The organism is Ciceribacter thiooxidans (genome assembly GCF_014126615.1).
Lineage (GTDB): Bacteria > Pseudomonadota > Alphaproteobacteria > Rhizobiales > Rhizobiaceae > Allorhizobium > Allorhizobium thiooxidans.
In genome coordinates, this window is record NZ_CP059896.1 from 2,904,189 (window position 1) to 2,920,946 (window position 16,758).

20 protein-coding genes are annotated in these 16,758 nt (G+C 61.0%); 6 read left to right on the forward strand and 14 right to left on the reverse strand.

Annotated elements, in window-relative coordinates:
• Nucleotide 1: 1 nt before the first annotated feature.
• The 5 genes from flgB to H4I97_RS14205 all read right to left on the reverse strand — a co-directional run bounded on the left by flgB (nucleotide 2) and on the right by H4I97_RS14205 (nucleotide 3,953).
• Nucleotides 2–388, reverse strand: a complete 387-nt coding sequence (flgB, locus tag H4I97_RS14185; RefSeq protein WP_182305300.1) for a flagellar basal body rod protein FlgB — start codon at nucleotides 386–388, stop codon at nucleotides 2–4.
• Nucleotides 389–462: 74 nt separating this feature from the next.
• Nucleotides 463–1,023, reverse strand: a complete 561-nt coding sequence (locus tag H4I97_RS14190) for a flagellar protein (protein WP_182305301.1) — start codon at nucleotides 1,021–1,023, stop codon at nucleotides 463–465.
• Between the two features lie 2 nt (nucleotides 1,024–1,025).
• Nucleotides 1,026–2,426: a flagellar protein export ATPase FliI gene (gene fliI, locus H4I97_RS14195; RefSeq protein WP_182305302.1), complete on the reverse strand. Its 1,401-nt coding sequence runs from the start codon at nucleotides 2,424–2,426 to the stop codon at nucleotides 1,026–1,028.
• A gap of 12 nt (nucleotides 2,427–2,438) precedes the next feature.
• Nucleotides 2,439–3,173 carry a flagellar basal-body rod protein FlgF gene (gene flgF / locus H4I97_RS14200; RefSeq protein ID WP_182305303.1) on the reverse strand — a complete coding sequence of 245 codons (735 nt, stop codon included), beginning with the start codon at nucleotides 3,171–3,173 and terminating at the stop codon, nucleotides 2,439–2,441.
• Nucleotides 3,174–3,953: a DUF1217 domain-containing protein gene (locus H4I97_RS14205; RefSeq protein WP_182305304.1), complete on the reverse strand. Its 780-nt coding sequence runs from the start codon at nucleotides 3,951–3,953 to the stop codon at nucleotides 3,174–3,176.
• A gap of 179 nt (nucleotides 3,954–4,132) precedes the next feature.
• Here H4I97_RS14205 and motA point away from each other — a divergent pair, with 179 nt between their 5' ends.
• From motA to H4I97_RS14235, 6 genes are all read left to right on the forward strand, one after another.
• The gene (gene motA / locus H4I97_RS14210) at nucleotides 4,133–5,008 is read left to right on the forward strand and encodes a flagellar motor stator protein MotA (RefSeq protein ID WP_182305305.1); all 876 of its coding nucleotides are present in this window, start codon (nucleotides 4,133–4,135) and stop codon (nucleotides 5,006–5,008) included.
• 2 nt (nucleotides 5,009–5,010) lie between these two features.
• Nucleotides 5,011–5,958 carry a FliM/FliN family flagellar motor switch protein gene (locus H4I97_RS14215; protein WP_182305306.1) on the forward strand — a complete coding sequence of 316 codons (948 nt, stop codon included), beginning with the start codon at nucleotides 5,011–5,013 and terminating at the stop codon, nucleotides 5,956–5,958.
• Between the two features lie 57 nt (nucleotides 5,959–6,015).
• Nucleotides 6,016–6,597, forward strand: coding sequence for a flagellar motor switch protein FliN (gene fliN / locus H4I97_RS14220; protein ID WP_182305307.1), 582 nt, complete (start codon nucleotides 6,016–6,018; stop codon nucleotides 6,595–6,597).
• Nucleotides 6,598–6,626: 29 nt separating this feature from the next.
• Complete coding sequence (fliG, locus tag H4I97_RS14225; RefSeq protein WP_182305308.1) at nucleotides 6,627–7,667, forward strand: flagellar motor switch protein FliG; 1,041 nt, start codon at nucleotides 6,627–6,629, stop codon at nucleotides 7,665–7,667.
• Nucleotides 7,668–7,814: 147 nt separating this feature from the next.
• Nucleotides 7,815–8,897 (forward strand): flagellar biosynthesis protein FlhB, encoded by a 1,083-nt coding sequence (gene flhB, locus H4I97_RS14230; RefSeq protein WP_182305309.1) that lies wholly within the window; start codon nucleotides 7,815–7,817, stop codon nucleotides 8,895–8,897.
• 5 nt (nucleotides 8,898–8,902) lie between these two features.
• Complete coding sequence (locus H4I97_RS14235; protein WP_182305310.1) at nucleotides 8,903–9,343, forward strand: hypothetical protein; 441 nt, start codon at nucleotides 8,903–8,905, stop codon at nucleotides 9,341–9,343.
• 29 nt (nucleotides 9,344–9,372) lie between these two features.
• On the opposite strand, the gene visR is transcribed toward H4I97_RS14235, so the two are convergent.
• From visR to H4I97_RS14280, 9 genes are all read right to left on the reverse strand, one after another.
• The gene (gene visR, locus H4I97_RS14240) at nucleotides 9,373–10,116 is read right to left on the reverse strand and encodes a transcriptional regulator VisR (RefSeq protein WP_182305311.1); all 744 of its coding nucleotides are present in this window, start codon (nucleotides 10,114–10,116) and stop codon (nucleotides 9,373–9,375) included.
• A 10-nt stretch (nucleotides 10,117–10,126) separates the two neighbouring features.
• A complete protein-coding gene (visN, locus tag H4I97_RS14245; protein WP_182305312.1) occupies nucleotides 10,127–10,873 on the reverse strand; it encodes a transcriptional regulator VisN in 747 nt (248 codons plus the stop codon).
• Between the two features lie 283 nt (nucleotides 10,874–11,156).
• Nucleotides 11,157–12,833, reverse strand: a complete 1,677-nt coding sequence (gene fliF, locus H4I97_RS14250; protein WP_182305313.1) for a flagellar basal-body MS-ring/collar protein FliF — start codon at nucleotides 12,831–12,833, stop codon at nucleotides 11,157–11,159.
• Nucleotides 12,834–13,001: 168 nt separating this feature from the next.
• Nucleotides 13,002–13,331: a chemotaxis protein CheT gene (gene cheT, locus H4I97_RS14255; RefSeq protein ID WP_182305314.1), complete on the reverse strand. Its 330-nt coding sequence runs from the start codon at nucleotides 13,329–13,331 to the stop codon at nucleotides 13,002–13,004.
• Between the two features lie 66 nt (nucleotides 13,332–13,397).
• A complete protein-coding gene (gene cheD, locus H4I97_RS14260) occupies nucleotides 13,398–13,952 on the reverse strand; it encodes a chemoreceptor glutamine deamidase CheD (protein WP_182305315.1) in 555 nt (184 codons plus the stop codon).
• On the reverse strand, nucleotides 13,949–14,338 hold the full coding sequence (locus tag H4I97_RS14265; protein ID WP_112688929.1) for a response regulator: 390 nt from the start codon (nucleotides 14,336–14,338) through the stop codon (nucleotides 13,949–13,951). The genes cheD and H4I97_RS14265 overlap by 4 nt, the downstream gene beginning before the upstream one ends.
• The gene (gene cheB / locus H4I97_RS14270; RefSeq protein WP_182305316.1) at nucleotides 14,325–15,389 is read right to left on the reverse strand and encodes a protein-glutamate O-methylesterase CheB; all 1,065 of its coding nucleotides are present in this window, start codon (nucleotides 15,387–15,389) and stop codon (nucleotides 14,325–14,327) included. Before cheB ends, H4I97_RS14265 begins: the two co-directional genes overlap by 14 nt.
• On the reverse strand, nucleotides 15,386–16,294 hold the full coding sequence (cheR, locus tag H4I97_RS14275; RefSeq protein ID WP_182305317.1) for a protein-glutamate O-methyltransferase CheR: 909 nt from the start codon (nucleotides 16,292–16,294) through the stop codon (nucleotides 15,386–15,388). Before cheR ends, cheB begins: the two co-directional genes overlap by 4 nt.
• Nucleotides 16,291–16,758 carry a chemotaxis protein CheW gene (locus H4I97_RS14280; protein WP_182305318.1) on the reverse strand — a complete coding sequence of 156 codons (468 nt, stop codon included), beginning with the start codon at nucleotides 16,756–16,758 and terminating at the stop codon, nucleotides 16,291–16,293. Before H4I97_RS14280 ends, cheR begins: the two co-directional genes overlap by 4 nt.

Here is a 16,758-nt window from a genome sequence, read left to right on the forward strand (position 1 = left end):
CTTACCTCTTTACGGTCATCAGCATCATGCGATGAAAGGACGTTACGAGAGCCGTGTTGAGCTGATGCTGGCGGCCGATTTCGCCCGCCTTGCTGAGCTCGTCCGCAAGCGCGACACTGTTGCCGGATTCGAGGACGCCGATCTCCTGATTGAGGTCGGCTTCGCGGACTTCCACATCGTCGCCATACGCACTCGCGGCGAGATGGGCGGGATGGGTCCTCGCCATGCGCGGCACCGTCTCGTCGAGCACAGCACTGAAGGGCGTAACTTCCCTGGCGCGATACTCGGGGGTGTTGGCATTGGCGATGTTGCTGGCCACGACCTCCTGCCGAATGGAAAGCCATTCGGCTTGCCTGGATGCCAAAGCGAACAACTGGATAGGCTGCATAGGCTTCACTCCGTCATTTACTGGATGTGAACCTACGCACGTAATCTTGCGTGGGACTTACGGGTAGACGAACGTCAATCGGGCTCGTAGACGGCACCCGTAGAGCTGACGATCACCCACTTGCCATCACGTTGTTCCAGCGTCGCGACACGGCTGTTGTCGGGGAGAATCGAGCCGACGCGCACGATGTACATGCCGGAATTGTCCTCGATGAGGGCGCGGCCGTTCGCGACATGCAGAAGGCGGAAACCGCTCTTGCCCGGGAACGGCTGCTGCTCCTTCAGCTCCTTGCCAGCGGCGTTTTCCTTGCCGATCTTGGAAACCGTCGCGGTCACCAGCGGATCGGTCTTCGGCCAGGTAATCTTCGGTCCGCCGTCATCCTTGTCCACCATCGCGAGCGGCGAGACGCTGAAGACGTTGCGGCCGGGCGTTTCCGGCAGGTCACGAGTATGGTCCATCTCCGCAACGCGAATACCGAATTTCTCTTCGTTGAAGAAGACGTACCAGGGGAAGAGCGCCGCCGCACAGGCGAGTGCGACCCCGGTGACGGCGAGAACCCGGTCCGTCGTCGATATGGACCGTGAGGCTTGTGGCTTCGGCGGTTCCGTCCGTTCGTCGTTAGCGATTTCGATCACGACTATCCCCTCAATTTTCCGGCGGCGGCCGGCATCGGCTGGGTCGCGGCCTGCTTCAACGCATTGGCGAGATCGGCATAGGCGTCGATCGCCGGCTTGTCCCCGGGAGTTTGCTTCAGCACCTCGTAGATCACCGGCACCTGCTTGATCGCCATATCGAGATCGGGATCGGTGCCTGCGCGGTATCCGCCGATGAGGCGAAGATCACGTGTCTCCTCGAACCGGTGGATGAGCGTCTTCAGACGGGAGACCAGCTTCTCCTGGTCATCGCTCCAGGCCTTGCGCGCAAGACGCGAGATCGAGGCGAGCGGGTTGATCGGCGGATAGCGCCCCTCCTCCGCCAGGGAACGGTCGAGGACGATGTGGCCGTCGAGAATACCGCGCGTGGAATCCGCGATCGGATCGTTGTGATTGTCGCCGTCGACGAGGATCGAAATGATGGCGGTGATCGTGCCGGAACCTTCGGTGCCGGGGCCTGCTCTTTCGAGAAGGCGCGGCAGTTCGGTGAAGACCGAGGCGGGATAGCCGCGCGCCACGGGCGGTTCTCCGGCAGCCATCGCCACCTCGCGGATCGCGTGAGCGAAACGGGTGACGCTGTCGACGATGAAGAGGACGTTCTCACCGCGGTCACGGAAATGCTCGGCGATCGTCATGGCGGCGAGAGGCGCCATCTTGCGCAGCATCGGGCTTTCGTCGCTGGTGGCAACGACCGCAACCGACTTCTTCATGTTCGGACCGAGCGTATCCTCGATGAACTCTCGGACCTCGCGGCCACGTTCACCGACAAGCGCGATCACCACCTTGTCGAAGGCATCGGCCCGCGCAAGCATCGACAGAAGCGTCGACTTGCCGACACCCGAGCCAGCGAAGATGCCGAGGCGTTGGCCGAAGCACAAAGGAGAGAAAATGTCGATCGCCCGGACGCCCGTGAGGAAACCCTGCTCCACCCGACGGCGCGCCATGGACGGCGGCGCGCTGTTGGAGACCGGACGGCGCAGCAGGCCGGGGGTGAGCGGCCCGCGACCGTCGATCGGCTCGCCGAGCGCATTGATCGTGCGTCCGCACCAGCTGTCGTCGGGGGCGATCCGGAAGGCGCCCTTGCGAATGACGAGATCGTGGATGCCGATCGGTTCGCCCGGCTCGATCGGACACACATAGGCGACATCGGGCTCCACCCGGACCACCTCGCCGAGATGGATCCCGGTCGGGCTGCGGTGGGCGACGAATTCCCCGAGCCTCACGTGCCGCGAAAGTCCCGCTACCGTGTAATGACCGGCGGCGATCGTGCGCACACGGCCACCGTGGGTCACCGAGAACGCGGGATCTGCATAGCGTGCCGCCAAGCCCGCGAGCTGGGTCAGCTTGCCGGAAAGGACGAATTCGGCGGAGGCGAAATCAGACATCGTTCAGCGACCTCAGCTCGATCCGCCGAGCGTCTTGATCGCGTCGTTCAGCGAGCTCTCGCTGTCACGCATCAGCGAACTGACGCTCTCGAACGCACGGTTGACCTGGATGAGCTGGGTGATTTCGCTGATACCGTTGACGTTGGAATTCTCGAGATAGCCCTGCACCACGGAAATCTGGCTGTTGTCGATCACCGGTTGCGGCTGATCGACCGTCGTTATGCCGCTGTTCTCGTAGCGCACGAACCCCTTGGTAATGTCGGCGGAAAAGACGCCGAGGACCGCGACCTGGCGGCCATCCTGGAGAATTTTGCCGTCCTGCCCGACCGTCGGCGGACCGCCGGCACGATTGAGCTGGATCGGTGCGCCGCCGGCATCGAGAACCGGATAACCGCGTGAGGATACGAGTTCCCCCGTCTCCTTGATGGTAAACCGCCCGTCGCGGGTCAGGACCTGCCCTGCCGGCGTATCGATTGCAAACCAGGCATCGCCCTTGATCGCGAAGTCCAGCTCGTTGCCTGTGTGCTGTAATTCTCCCGCGCGGGTCGACAGGTAATCGTTACCCTGCGAGACGAAGGCAATCTTGGCATTGAGATCGTTATGGGTCCTGCTGAGGACCTCGTCGAATTTGACCTCGGTGCCCCGAAAGCCGACCGTGTTCACATTGGCGATGTTGTCGGCGATGGTCGTCAGGCGCCGTTCGAGAGCGACCTGCGACGACAGGGCAACGTAGAGTCCCGATTGCACTTAGCTGCCTCCGAGCTTGAGGGAATTGATGGAGATGAGGAGATCCGGCGAGATGCCGTATCCTGAAGAGGAACCGAAGACCGCAAGCGGATCGTAGTTTTCCGACGGGTGCTGCAATTCCCACATTGCGGTGAACCGCTCGAGGAAAAGGCCCGTCTTCTCCGGGTCCTGGAAATCCTTGACGTCGATCATGCGTCCGATGGTGGCGGCCTGCTTATCGACGTCGGAGGCGGCAAATTCATCCGGCAAGCCGAGAGCCGTGCGGACCACCTGCGAGAGTGCATCGTCGGCGAGAATATCCATCGCCGAGCTGATGTTCGGCGCAGTGCGCTCGAAATAGAGAGCGAGCCGCACACCGGTATTGTCGGCGCCGGCCTGTTCTTCGAGTGTCTGGCGCATGTACTTGTCGACGACGCCTTGCTGAGCCCTGGTGAACGCGGTTGCAGCCGCGCCCTGCTCGGCGAAGTTCAGCGATTTGACGAGTTCCGAATAGCGGCTGTCGGCAAGCCGGTTGGCGAAGGCTTCCTTGTCGGCGATACCTTCGGTCAAGACCTTGCGGACAAATGCCTTTGCGTAGGCCATGTCTTCAAGGCCGTGCGCCTTCAGAGCATAGTTATAAAGGCGGGTATCGGCCATGAAGTCGTCGATGGACTTAACGTCGCCGATCTTCGAAAGATAGTACTCCGTCTCCCTGGAGACGTCGGGGGCCTTCGCCACGCGTTCAAGGGAGCCCGTAAGGTCACGGGTGATCAGCTGGTAGCTCGCATAAGTCGTCGTCACGGTCTTTTCCGCCTCTTGTGGACAATCGGGTCAGGCGTCCGTTATCACCCTTCTTGCGGCAAAAGGCTTGCGCGAAGCTTTCTCTAGGTTCACAAACCGTGAAGCCCGCGGCATTCAGCCTCACGCAAGGCAAGGCCCGTATCGCTAGTCCGGAAAATAACTGTCACCGCGGGCGCGACATGAGCATCATAATCGGACTTGTAATCAGTTTGGGCTGTATCCTCGGCGGCTACATGGCCATGGGCGGGCATGTCGACGTCCTCATACAACCCTTCGAGCTCATGATCATCGGCGGCGCGGGTCTCGGCGGCTTTATCATGGCCAATCCCATCAAGGTGGTGAAGGACTCCGGAAAAGCCGTCGCCGAAGTTCTCAAGAACGCAGTTCCGAAGGAAAGAGACTACCTCGACGTGCTCGGGGTCCTCTATTCGCTGATGCGCGATCTGAGAACCAAGTCCCGCAACGAGATCGAAGCCCACATCGACAACCCTGACGAATCAACGATCTTCCAGCAGGCGCCTTCCGTCCTGAAGAACAAGGACCTTACCGCCTTTGTGTGCGATTACGTCCGCCTCATCATCATCGGGAACGCCCGCTCCCATGAGATCGAAGCGCTGATGGACGAGGAAATCAATACGATCCTCACCGACAAGATGAAGCCCTACAACTCCATCTCGGTCATGGGCGACAGCTTCCCCGCCATCGGTATCGTCGCGGCGGTTCTCGGCGTCATCAAGGCCATGGGCAAGATCAATGAATCGCCGGAAGTTCTCGGCGGCCTGATCGGCGCCGCTCTCGTCGGCACCATGCTCGGGATCATTCTCTCCTACTGCGTCTGCGGCCCTCTGGCTGCACAGATCAAGTCGGTGCGCACCAAGCAGCATCGCCTCTACATCATCGTCAAGCAGACGCTGCTCGCATACATGAACGGTTCGGTGCCCCAGGTCGCACTCGAATATGGCCGCAAGACCATCTCCTCGCATGAGCGTCCGTCCATCGATGCGGTCGAGCAGGAAATGATGAATCCCGGCGGCGAGAACAAGGCAGCGGCATAACGATGACGATGACCGAGAACAAACCGCAGTCGGCGATGGACAAGGCCCTGCTCGCACGCCTCACCGGGGCCTTGGGCGACAGGAAAACCGTCGAGAAACTCTGCAGCGATTTCGGCCACCTGTTTACCGAGTTCCTGCCGGACGTCTTCCAGAGCGAAACCGGCTTGCAGGTCGAGGTCCATTACAACGGTCACGAGGCCGGCCTGATGAGCGAACTCGTCGCCGAACTCGGCGACAACGTCGCGCTCGCGGACGGATCGCTGCGCAACTGGAGCCCCAATTTCGTCATCGGCTGCGGCAACGCCTTCATCGTCACGCTGATGGAGAACCTTCTGGGCGCGCTTCCCGAGACGATCGAGGAGCCGATTCAGCGTCCTCTTTCCCGCATCGAGCTCGACCTTTCCGTCATGGTGATCAGCAAGATCGCCAGCGTTCTGCGTTCGGGCATCGATGTGCCCGGCTCCTTCGAGCCGCAACTCGAACGCCCGCACAACGCCGAAGACCGTCCGAAGCTGGAGGAAGACCACGTCGACGAGTACGGCGCGGTGGTAAAGATGGGCGTCGAGATCGGTCCCGTCGCCTCCGAATTCTACGTCGTGATCCCGCAGAAGGCCCTGCTGAAGACCGTGGTCACGGTGCCGAAGTCCAAAAATCAGGCGGGTCAGAGCCGCAAGGAATGGGCCGAGCAGATGGCAGAGCAGGTTCGCCGCTCTCAGGTAAAACTGCAGGCACGGATCTTGCTGCAGCCACTGACGCTCGACACGATCTCCCGCCTGGCGGCGGGCGACGTGATCGCCTTCCACGACCGGGGCGACGTCACGGTCGACGTCAGTGCCAACGGCAAGAATCTCTATCGCTGCGAATTCGGGCGGGCGGGCGAACACTACACGGTACGCGTCAAGGACAACGTCAGCAGCGAAGACGAAATCCTGAGGCATCTCATCGGCTAGCACATCAACGCTTCACCAAGGCAGGCTGAGGCAAGTTTCGACAGGAATTATGACTGCATGGCTACTAAGAAAACATCCGTACCCGATGAAGACGCACTGTCCATGGTGACATCCGACGCCGCCTTCGACCAGGCCGTCGACGACCTGCGCGGCGTCCTGAAAAGCGATTCGGAAGGCACGCTTCCCGATTTCGGCAGTGACTTTTCCGCGTCGCCCTCGGAAACGCCCGATCTCTCCGCATTCGGAGGGGATTTCGGCGACTTTCCTGAGACCACTCCGGCCGCGGTAAGCGACTTCGGCGCCGATACCTTCGGCGGCGATAGCTTCGGCGGCGGGTTCGACGATGCGCCGGTGACGGAACAGCCGCAGCCCGGCAGTGCCCTGACGGCAAACCTCAACCTCATCATGGATATCCCCATCGATGTCGAGGTCATCCTGGGCTCAAGCAAGATGCCGGTGGCCGGTCTCATGAATCTCGAGGAAGGGGCGATCATCACCCTGGACAAGAAGATCGGTGAACCGGTTGACATCACGGTGAACGGCCGGCGGATTGCGCGCGGCGAAATCACCGTGCTCGAAAACGACGACACCCGCTTCGGCGTCAAGCTGATCGAAGTAATGGGTAGCAAGACGACCTGACCCATGACGGGCCAGAGAGGAAAAAGACCATGATGGACTTTGACGACTTCGGCAGCAACCTACCTGGAACACCCCTTTCCCAGGCGGACAAGGCTGCGGCCGTCCTGCTGGCGATGGGCAAGGGCGTCGCCGGCAAATTGCTGAAGTACTTCACCCAGGCCGAGCTCCAGACCATCATCGCTTCCGCGCAGACGCTGCGCTCCATTCCGCCGGATGAACTCAACCTGCTGGTCAACGAGTTCGAGGACCTTTTCACCGAAGGTGCCGGCCTGATGGACAACGCGAAGGCCATCGAGAGCATTCTCGAGGAGGGACTGACGCCCGAAGAAGTGGACGGCCTGCTCGGGCGGCGCACGGCGTTCCAGACCTACGAGGAATCGATCTGGGACCAGCTGCAGGATGCCGATCCCGATTTCATCGCCAAGTTCCTGATGCGGGAACATCCACAGACGGTCGCCTACATCCTGTCGATGCTGCCGTCCTCCTTCGGCGCCAAGGTGCTCCTGAAGTTGCCGGAGAGCCGTCGCGCCGACGTCATGAACCGCACCGTCAACCTGAAGAACGTCAGCCAGAAGGCCGCGCAGATAATCGAGAACCGCGTGCACGAATTGATCACCGAGATCGAGGCGGAACGCAATTCGGTGGGTTCGACGAAGGTCGCGGACCTGATGAACGAACTGGACAAGCCGCAGGTCGACACGCTGCTGAACTCGCTGGAAACGATCAGCAAGTCGGCGGTGGAGAAGGTACGGCCGAAGATCTTCCTCTTCGAGGACCTGCTCGCCATGCCGCAGCGCAGTCGCGTGCTGCTTCTCAACGATGTCTCCGGAGACGTGCTCACCATGGCGCTGCGCGGCGCTTCGATGGAAATCCGCGAATGCGTGCTTTCCGCGATCAGTCCGCGTCAACGCCGCATGATCGAATCCGACTTGGCGACCGGCACCACCGGCATCAATCCGCGGGAAATCGCAATCGCCCGGCGTGCGGTGGCACAGGAAGCCATCCGGCTCGCCAATTCCGGCCAGATCCAGCTCAAGGAAGCGGAAGGCGATGCGCCACAGGCCGCCTGATGCGGCCTTGCTGTTGAAAAGCCTGGCTGTCCGCCCCGGCCCGATTGAACGGGACCGGGCGGGCGGCTAGCGTCGTCTATCCCGATCAACGAGCATCCGGCGAGCCGACGCCGCCTCGGCGGGCGATGACGAACAAGGACACCGGGCTTGTCTGACGAACAGGACAAAGACAGCAAAACAGAAGCCCCGACCGAGAAGAAGCGGCGGGACGCCGCAGAAAAAGGCAATGTGCCTTCCTCACGCGAGATTCCGATCTTCGCGTCGGCGCTCGCCTTCTATCTCTATTCCGTTTTCTTCCTGCCGCAGGCAATGGGACGACTCGGGGAGACGCTGCGGGATCTTTTCGAGCAGCCGGATCAGTGGCGTGTCTTCACGTCAACAGATGTTGTCTCGCTCTTTGTTCATCTCGGCTGGGAGGCCGGCGCCCTGCTTTTCCCCGCCATGGCTCTCTTCATGGTCTTCGGCATCACGTCGAACGTCATTCAAAACATGCCCTCCTTCGTGCTCGAACGTATTCGTCCGCAGATGTCGCGGATCTCGCCGGCGAAGGGATGGGAGCGCCTGTTCAGCCTGCGCGGCTTCGTCGAATTCGGGAAATCCGTCTTCAAGATCGTCATCGTCTCGGCGATCATGGTCGTGGCGCTGCGCTCCGAGTATTTCGGCGCGCTCGATGCGATGTTTTCCGATCCGCAGGTGATTCTGGTCAAGTTCGCGGCGATCCTCAAGAAGATGATGATCGTGATCGTGTTTGCCACGGCGATCCTCGCGATCAGCGACTATGCCTGGACGCGTTATCACTGGTTCACCCAGCTCAAGATGACCAAGCAGGAGGTCAAGGACGAACTGAAGCAGTCCCAGGGTGACCCGATCGTGAAATCGCGGCAGCGCTCGATCGCGCGCGACCGCGCGCGCCGCCGCATGATCGCCAATGTGCCGCGCGCGACGCTCGTGATCACCAACCCGACTCACTATGCGGTCGCGCTGCGATATGTGCGCGAGGAGAACGACGCTCCCGTCGTCGTCGCCAAGGGCCAGGACCTCGTCGCCCTCAAGATCCGCGAGATCGCCCAGACAAATGGCATCCCCATTTTTGAGGACCCGCCGCTTGCTCGCTCCATGTTTGCGCAAGTCTCGATCGATAGTGTCATTCCGTCGATATTCTACAAGGCCGTCGCGGAGCTCGTTCACCGGGTCTACGCCGCAAAGGCCAGGAAACAGCGGGTACGCTAATCGCGATGAAGAAATGCCCCTACACCAGCCAGCGTGAACAAATCGTCGCAGAAGCGATCAGCCCCGTTGCATCGGAACTTCGGCTGCTCGACGCTGCCGACCTGATTTCACTGCTGCGCTTCGAGCTCTATGGCAACATCTCCGACCTGGTTTCCTCGGCGGCCGAACTCTATTTCCATCCCGGAACGGTCAATTTCGGCGCCGGCGGGGAATATCGGCTGGAATGGGGCGGACCGCCGGAAGTGGTCCTCGACCTCGAGATCAAGCCGCGCGACGTTACCGTGTACGCGCAATTGACCTTGACGCACGACCGTGCCGGCCTGGAGATTTCCCACATCGCTTTCCACAATCCGCTGGGAAGCCCGGAGGAGAACACGCGCCAGCTGCGCGAGAGCCTGCAGGCGGCTCGTTTCAGCAACACCGGTGTCTCGCCGCTCTACACCTGAGCGGTCGTGACGCAAACCAGCCAGAGCTGCTACGTGATATAGCCCAGGCGAATCGCCTTAGCGATCGCCTGGATGCGGTTGACAGAATCGAGCTTGATGGTCGCGGACCCAAGATAAGCGTTGACGGTGTGTACGGAGAGACGGAGCGCATCGGCAATCTCTTCGCTGATGCGGCCGTCGCCGGCGAGTTGCAGACAGGCGATCTCCCGCTCGCTGAGTGTCTCGGCAGGCTGCGTGCGCCGCTCGTCCAGCGACAGAAGCTCGGTCATGATCTTGCAGGTGCGGGAATGGACGTCGATGATCCGCTCCCCCGCAATATCGACGCCTCCGGCAATCGCGAAAAGAACATACCCGTTGCCCGAGGCGCCGAGCCGCACAGGAAAGGCGATTCCCGAATAGGGCAGCGTGCGTGGCTGCAGCTGCTCCACGAAGACCGAAAAGTCCGACGTGTCGGCAAAGCTCGAGTCGTCGGCAGCACTCCAGCTGAGTGGCAACAAAGAGCTTTCGAGGTGCCCAAGCAGAGTGTCGCCGTAATGTGCGAGGAAAATGTCGAGATCCGCGGAAATCACGGTCGACCAATTGTCGAGCTGCGCCACGAGCCGGCGCTTTCCTGGCACGCCGGTGCCGGCAATCTTGAGAACCGCGAAGCCGTTCGCCCCGAGGCTCTTCTGAAGCGCGACGAGCTTCGGGAATATTTCCGCACGCACGTTGATCTGGCGCGCGTGGCTGGTTTGGCTCTTTCCGGTGGGAATCGGGTCCTGAGGGTATTTCATCGGCCCGCCCCTATACGAGATTGTTGCGCACGGCGTAGGCGATCGCCTCGGACCGCGTTTTGGTCGCCGTCTTGCGCATGACACTGGTGATGTAGTTGTTGATCGTGTTGCGTGAGATCCCGAGAATGGTGGCGATCTCGTCGCTGGTCTTGCCTTCGGCGATCCAGAAGAGACACTCGACTTCCCGTTCCGTCAGTTCGAACTCGCGATCCGCCCTCTGCCCTTTTCCGGAAGTGAGACTCACACAATAGCCACAGAGCAGGCCGACCTCTCGCAGCCGCTCCGGCGACAGCACGATCGTGTCCTCGTAAAGGAACATCAGGGACAACCGCGTACGGCCGACGTTGAAGGTCAGCGCGCAGTATTCGCGGCTTAAACCACGCGGAGCATCGGCGTCGTCGGGAAGCAGCGCGAATCGCGGTTGCAGCAAGGAAAGGCATTTCTCGAGTTCGGTGGTACGGGAATAGCTTGCTGCGAACTCACGCTCCAGACGACGCACCAGATCGAACGGCCAATTGGAGCAGACGACGAAATCAAGACCTTGTTCCTGGACGAGGTCAAAGCGAGCAAGCAGGAAATGGTTCGCCCCCACATAATCCGCCAGGAGTTGCAGACTGCGCCCGATGCTACCGCCCTGCGCAATCGACATCAGCCTCCGAAGAAGCTGTTCCTTGGTTTGAGGTCTGGCCGGGTCGTCCGTTGCAGGCATCGTTCGGTCTTGCTCCTTCCGAACCGCCCTAACCAACTCCGTGTCCATTGTGTTTCCCCCTTTCCGGGATGAAACGGCCTCGCAGTACGCCCCCTCTATCTCCGGAAGGCCGCCCTCTCCCGGTGATTCGCATAGATGATTCGTCAGGCCGACGAATCACAGTAATGATAGAAGATAAATCTCGTCAGACCCAAACGCGCGCGCGGCGATTCCCCAACTTAACGACAATCGCATATACAAATCGTCACAAATGGGGCGCCGTCGTCGGAGAATATACGACAAGGCCGCGCCAGAGGACCGGCGCGGCCTTGAATTCCACCTCTTCGTGTCGTCAGGCGGCCTTGTCGACAGCCCATTTGCGAAGGATCTTGGCGGCGCGTTCTTCGCTGATCTCGACCATGCGGGAGAGACGCCGCTCGGGGCCTTCCTTGACGCGGCGGTTGAAGCCGCCGTTCGGATCGTCGCCCATGGTGAGCAGGTCGTCTGTGCTGTCGAAGCCGAAGTCGGCGCCGAAGCCGTCCATGAGTGCGCCCCCGCCCACTGCCGGCGAGAAGTCGGGCAGCTCGAGACCTGCTGCCTCCTCGCTGGCACCCGCGATGGCCGCGGCGCCACCACCGACCGTGCGGATCATCGGACGAATGCCCATCCAGACGATCAGGAAGGCTACGGCAACAAAGGCGAGCGAGTTGATGATGCCGCCGATGTTGCGGCTCAGCATTTCCATGATACCGGGCCCCGACGCCGATTCTTCGAGAAGCTGGTTTTCCAGGAAGTCCATCGCCGTCAGGGTGACCACGTCGCCGCGAGCGGTATCCAAACCGGCTGCCGAGCTGACGATCTTCTGCATCTCCGCGAGGTAGGCGTCGATCTTCGCCTGGTCGGCCGGTTCGCCGATCATCTTGGCGATCCGACCCTTGTTGACGACCACTGCGACCGACACCTTCTCGATCGTATAGCTGTTGCGGACGGTCGCCACGGTCTTGCTGTTGATCTCGTAGTTGGTCTGCTCTTCCTTCTTGTCCTGCTGGTCGGACGATTCAGGCCCGCCGGCTTTGCCCTGGACGTCGGCCTGCGGCAGATTCTGTTCGACCGTCGCGGCGCTATCCGGCTGGCGCTGCTGCGACTTCTGGTTCTCCTTCACGACCCGCACGGACCGCTCGACGCGGGATTCCGGATCGTAGATCGTCTCCTGGATTTGCTGCGTGTCGGTATTGATCTGGGCGGTGACGCTCGAACGGAAGTTGTCCATGCCGAGGAAGGGCGCAAGCGCCTTGTCGATGTTCGACTCGATTTCCTGCTGGACCGTCTGCACGACGCCGATCGAACGGTTGGCCGGACCGCCCATCTCGTCACCCGAGGCGAGAAGCTGGCCGGTCGAATCGAGAATCGTCACGTCCTCGACGTCGAGGCCGGGGACCGCGGAAGCGACGAGATGGCGGATCGAAGCGGCAGCCTTGCGGCCGGCTTCGTTGCCCGCGCGGATCATCACCGACGCCGTCGGCTTCTGCTCTCCGCGGCGAAAATTGCCGACGTCCGGAAGCACGATGTGAACACGAGCCGCGGCGATGCCGTTGATCTGCTGGATCGTGCGGGCAATCTCGCCCTCCAACGCACGGACGCGGGTCACTTCCTGCATGAACGAGGTGAGGCCGAGAGAGCCGACATTGTCGAACAGCTCATAGCCGGCATTGGCGCTGTTGGGCAGTCCGTGCTCGGCAAGCAGCAGACGCGCCTTGCTGGTCATGCCGGCGGGAACCCTGATCGACTGACCATCGGTGCCGACCTCGAAATCGATCCCGGCTTCCGCAAGTGCGATGCTCACCTGATTGAGATCGGTGGCCTCGAGACCGGTGTAAAGCGTCTCGAAGGACGGCTTGTTCACGAAAAGTGCGGCAGCGATGATAATTGCAATCGAAACGGCACCGACGCCGGCGAGAGTCAGCAGCTTGGTCTGGCCAAGCGATGCCAGATTCTTAAATATCTGAAGTGATTGATTTAACAGATTCATTCTGTCTCGCGCCATCAACTGAAGGAACCGGGACGCATTGCCCTCTTGCGAGACATTAGGAACTGAAACTTGTGCGAGCGTTTCGCGCGGCAACGAAAAGGCCGCTCGCGAAGGAGCGGCCCGCCAGATCGTCGAGATACTGGGCGGCGACCAATCGCCGCGCTAATGTCAGAAGAAGTCGAAATCCCCCGCGGCCTTGCCGAGCGGCTGCGAGTGACCGTGACGCATGCCGGCGCCCAACGCCTTTTGCATTTCGGCAAGTTTCACGAGGCTGAGAGCTGTCGTCATATCGACGACCCATCCATCGGGGATTGAACCTGTGATCGTGTCGATGAACTCGGCGAGCCCACGGGTTTTCTGCACCGCGAGATCGATTCCCTGCAGCACCTTGAGCGCGTCCGGATGCTCGAGCACTTGCGCGCCGCCGAGTTCCAGGAGCTGCGGTTCTATACGTTCGATGAGATACGCCACGTCGTGTAGTTCGGTGACGACCCGCATAAGGACTTGCGGCAATGCTTCTTCCACGATCGTGGTCCCCCTGTACTTATTTACTGCCGGCGATACTCAGAAGAATTCAATGGAGCTTTCCACCGCCTTCGGCGTGAAGATCGGCTTCTGCTCGAGTGCGACGGTCCTCTGGGTCTCGGCGCCGGTTAGCGGATACTGCCTTGCCCTTCCGCTGACCGGCCAAAATTCCAGCTTTCGGCCGTGCTCCCCGCCCGTAGAGGAGCCGACGACCTTGATCCCTTCGTCTCTCAGGAACTGCATGGCAAAAGCTGCGTTCTGTTCACCGACATTCGAAAACGTTGCAATGGTCTTCGCACCCCCGAAGACCTTCGCCTCGATGCGATCACGCCGCGCACCCTGTTTCAGCAGACCGTTGATGAGAAGCTCCATCAGATGAACCCCGTAGCGGGTGGCGTCACCACCGCCCGCCCCCGGAGTGGCCGAGCCCGGCAGCAGGAAGTGGTTCATACCACCGACGCCGGCAACCGGATCCCGCAGACATGCAGCTACACACGAACCAAGAATGGTCGAGAGCACAATATTCTGATCGGACACGACCTTGTATTCGCCCTGAATAATGTGAACGCGCCTAGCTGCACTGTCATCTGTCATTTCAGCGCTCCGAAGACCGCCTCGATTGCGGCCTTCATCTTCTCGATGGTGAAGGGCTTGGCGAGAACGTTGTTCGCGCCGAGTTGTGCAGCCTTCTGGACGAGGGCACGGTCGCCCTGAGCCGTCAGGATGATGAAGGCCGCCTTCTTCGTGTTCGGGTTGCTGCGCACGGCGTGCAGCAGACCGAGGCCGTCCATCTTCGGCATGTTGAAGTCGGAAATGACGAGATGATGGGGCTGCTGCTCCATGATCTTCATTCCCTGCTCGCCATCACCGGCGGCGGTGATCTGCTTGAAACCGAGCTGCGTCAGGGCATCGCTCAACAGCAGACGGCTCGTTACCTGATCGTCGACGATCAGAACTTTGATTTTCTCAGCTAGTGACATGTTCGATACCTTCTTTCCGGGCAGCAGTAAGTTTGAGAATTTCTTCGCCGATCGCCGCCAGCGGCAGCTGGCGTTCGACGGCACCGAGTTCGTGGGCGACCCTCGGCATCCCGTAGACGACGCAGGACTTTTCATCCTGCCCGATGGTGCGTGCGCCTGCATGGCGCATCTTGAGGAGACCTGCGGCTCCGTCCCGACCCATGCCGGTCAGGATGACTCCGACTGCGCTACGGCCGGCGAGTTCGGCAACCGAATCGAAAAGCACGTCGACCGACGGCCGATGGCCGTTCACCGGAGGCCGTTCCACGAGCCGACAGCAGGGGGCAGCCACATTCGCCACCTGCAGGTGGCGCTCGCCGCCGGGTGCCAGATAGACCTTGCCGATCTCGAGGCGGGCACCGTCGGTCGCCTCTTCGACCACCGGTTCGCAGAGCCGGTTCAACCGTTCCGCGAAACTCTTCGTGAAGGTCGGCGGCATATGCTGCGTGATCACGGTCGGCGGGCAATTCCGCGGAAACTTCTGCAGGACAGTGATCAGTGCCTCAACGCCGCCGGTCGATGAACCGATCGCTACGATCTTGCGACCGACCCGGAAATCGGCCGTCGGGACGGAGCGGGTGGCGGACGGCTCCGGCCGCGGCGCCCGGTTGTAGCGATGCTGGGACCGAGCAGCAGCCTTCACCTTCTCGGCCAGATCTCCGAAGGGATCAGCCTCGCCGGGCATCGGTTTGCCGACGCAATCGAAAGCGCCGATCTCGAGCGCAGCGAGGGTCGCTTCCGCGCCCCTGTGGGTCATGGTCGAAACCATGATCACCGGCATCGGCCGGAGCGTCATGATCTTCTCCAGGAACTCCAGGCCATTCATGTTCGGCATCTCGATGTCGAGCGTGACGACGTCCGGATCGAGTTGCTTGATGGCGGCTCGCGCCTCCATGGCGTCGCCGGCCTGACCGACGACGTCAATGTCAGGATCGGAATTGAGGATCACGCTGATCAGCCCTCGCATGGTGGGGCTGTCATCGACGACGAGAACGCGCGCGGGAGCAGTCATGGCTTGCGCCCTCCCGTCTTGCCGACGAAGCGGTAGGTGGTAATGCCGGTATTGTCGAAATAGGCCTTTGCGTCGCCGGAAACGCGTTCGGAGTGGCCGATATAGAGATAACCGCCCTCGGGCAGGAGATCGGCGAAGCGCGACCAAATGCGCATCTGTGTCGGTTCATCGAAATAGATGACGACGTTACGGCAGAAAATGACGTCGAATTTGCCCTTGAAGGGCCACTGCGACATCAGGTTCAGTTCATTATAGGTAATCAGGCGCTTCAGGCGGTCATCCACCTGAAACTTGCGACGACCGCCGATTTCGACCTCTTTGAACCACTGCTTGCGTATGGTCGGCGAGACGGTCTCCAATGCCTGCTCGTCGTAGGCACCCTGACGGGCGATCGCCAGAATCTTCGGATCGATATCGGTCGCGAGGATCTTGAAGTCGTAGTCGAGCACGTTCGGAAAGGCCTGGAAGACCGTGAGAGCGATCGAATAGGGTTCCTGGCCGTCGGAGCTCGCGGCCGACCAGATGCGGACGCGGCCGCCCGCCTTGGCGCGAGCTATCAGACCCGGCAAAACCTCGTCACGCAGATGCTCGAAATGATGGTTCTCGCGGAAGAACCGGGTGAAATTGGTCGTCAGGTGCGACAGCATCTCGCGGCGTTCGTGTGCACCCTCGGGTGACGAAACCAGGGCACAGTACGCGCGGAAACCGCCGAGACCGAGATTGCGGATGTGCTTCGACAGACGCGAATAGACGAGCGACGCCTTGGAATCATTGAGCGCGATCCCGGCATCGGAATAGATCATCGCGGCGATCTCGTTCAGGTCACGCCGGGTCAGTGGATATTCTCCGCTGGCGAGAATCTCGTCGTCGGATGGTCTATGGAATGCGGCATTCGCGGGATTCATGCAGCCTCGCTTTCGGTTTCCGGGAAGAGGCCTTCCAGCTCGATCAGGCAGATCATGCGCTTGTCGATCGCGAGGATTCCGCGAGCATATTGCTTCTCATGATCGGTCGAGATCTCAGGCGTCGGCTGAATGTTCTCGTCGGTGACGGTCAGGATGTCGGAGACGGCCTCGACCAGAAGCCCGACCGTCTTGTTGCGGACCTGGGCGACGATGATCACATGCCGTGCCGTCGGTTCAGCCTGGCCGAGACCGAGCCGGAACGAAAGATCGACGATCGGCAACACCGCGCCACGCAGGTTGATGACGCCCATGACGAACGGCGGCGCATGCGGGAGCGGCGTGGCTTGCGTCCAGCCGCGGATCTCGCGCACCGACATGATGTTTACGCAAAATTCCTGATCGCCGATGCGGAAGGCAATGAGCTCCCGGCTACCTTGGACAAGATTTTTGATCGCATACGACAT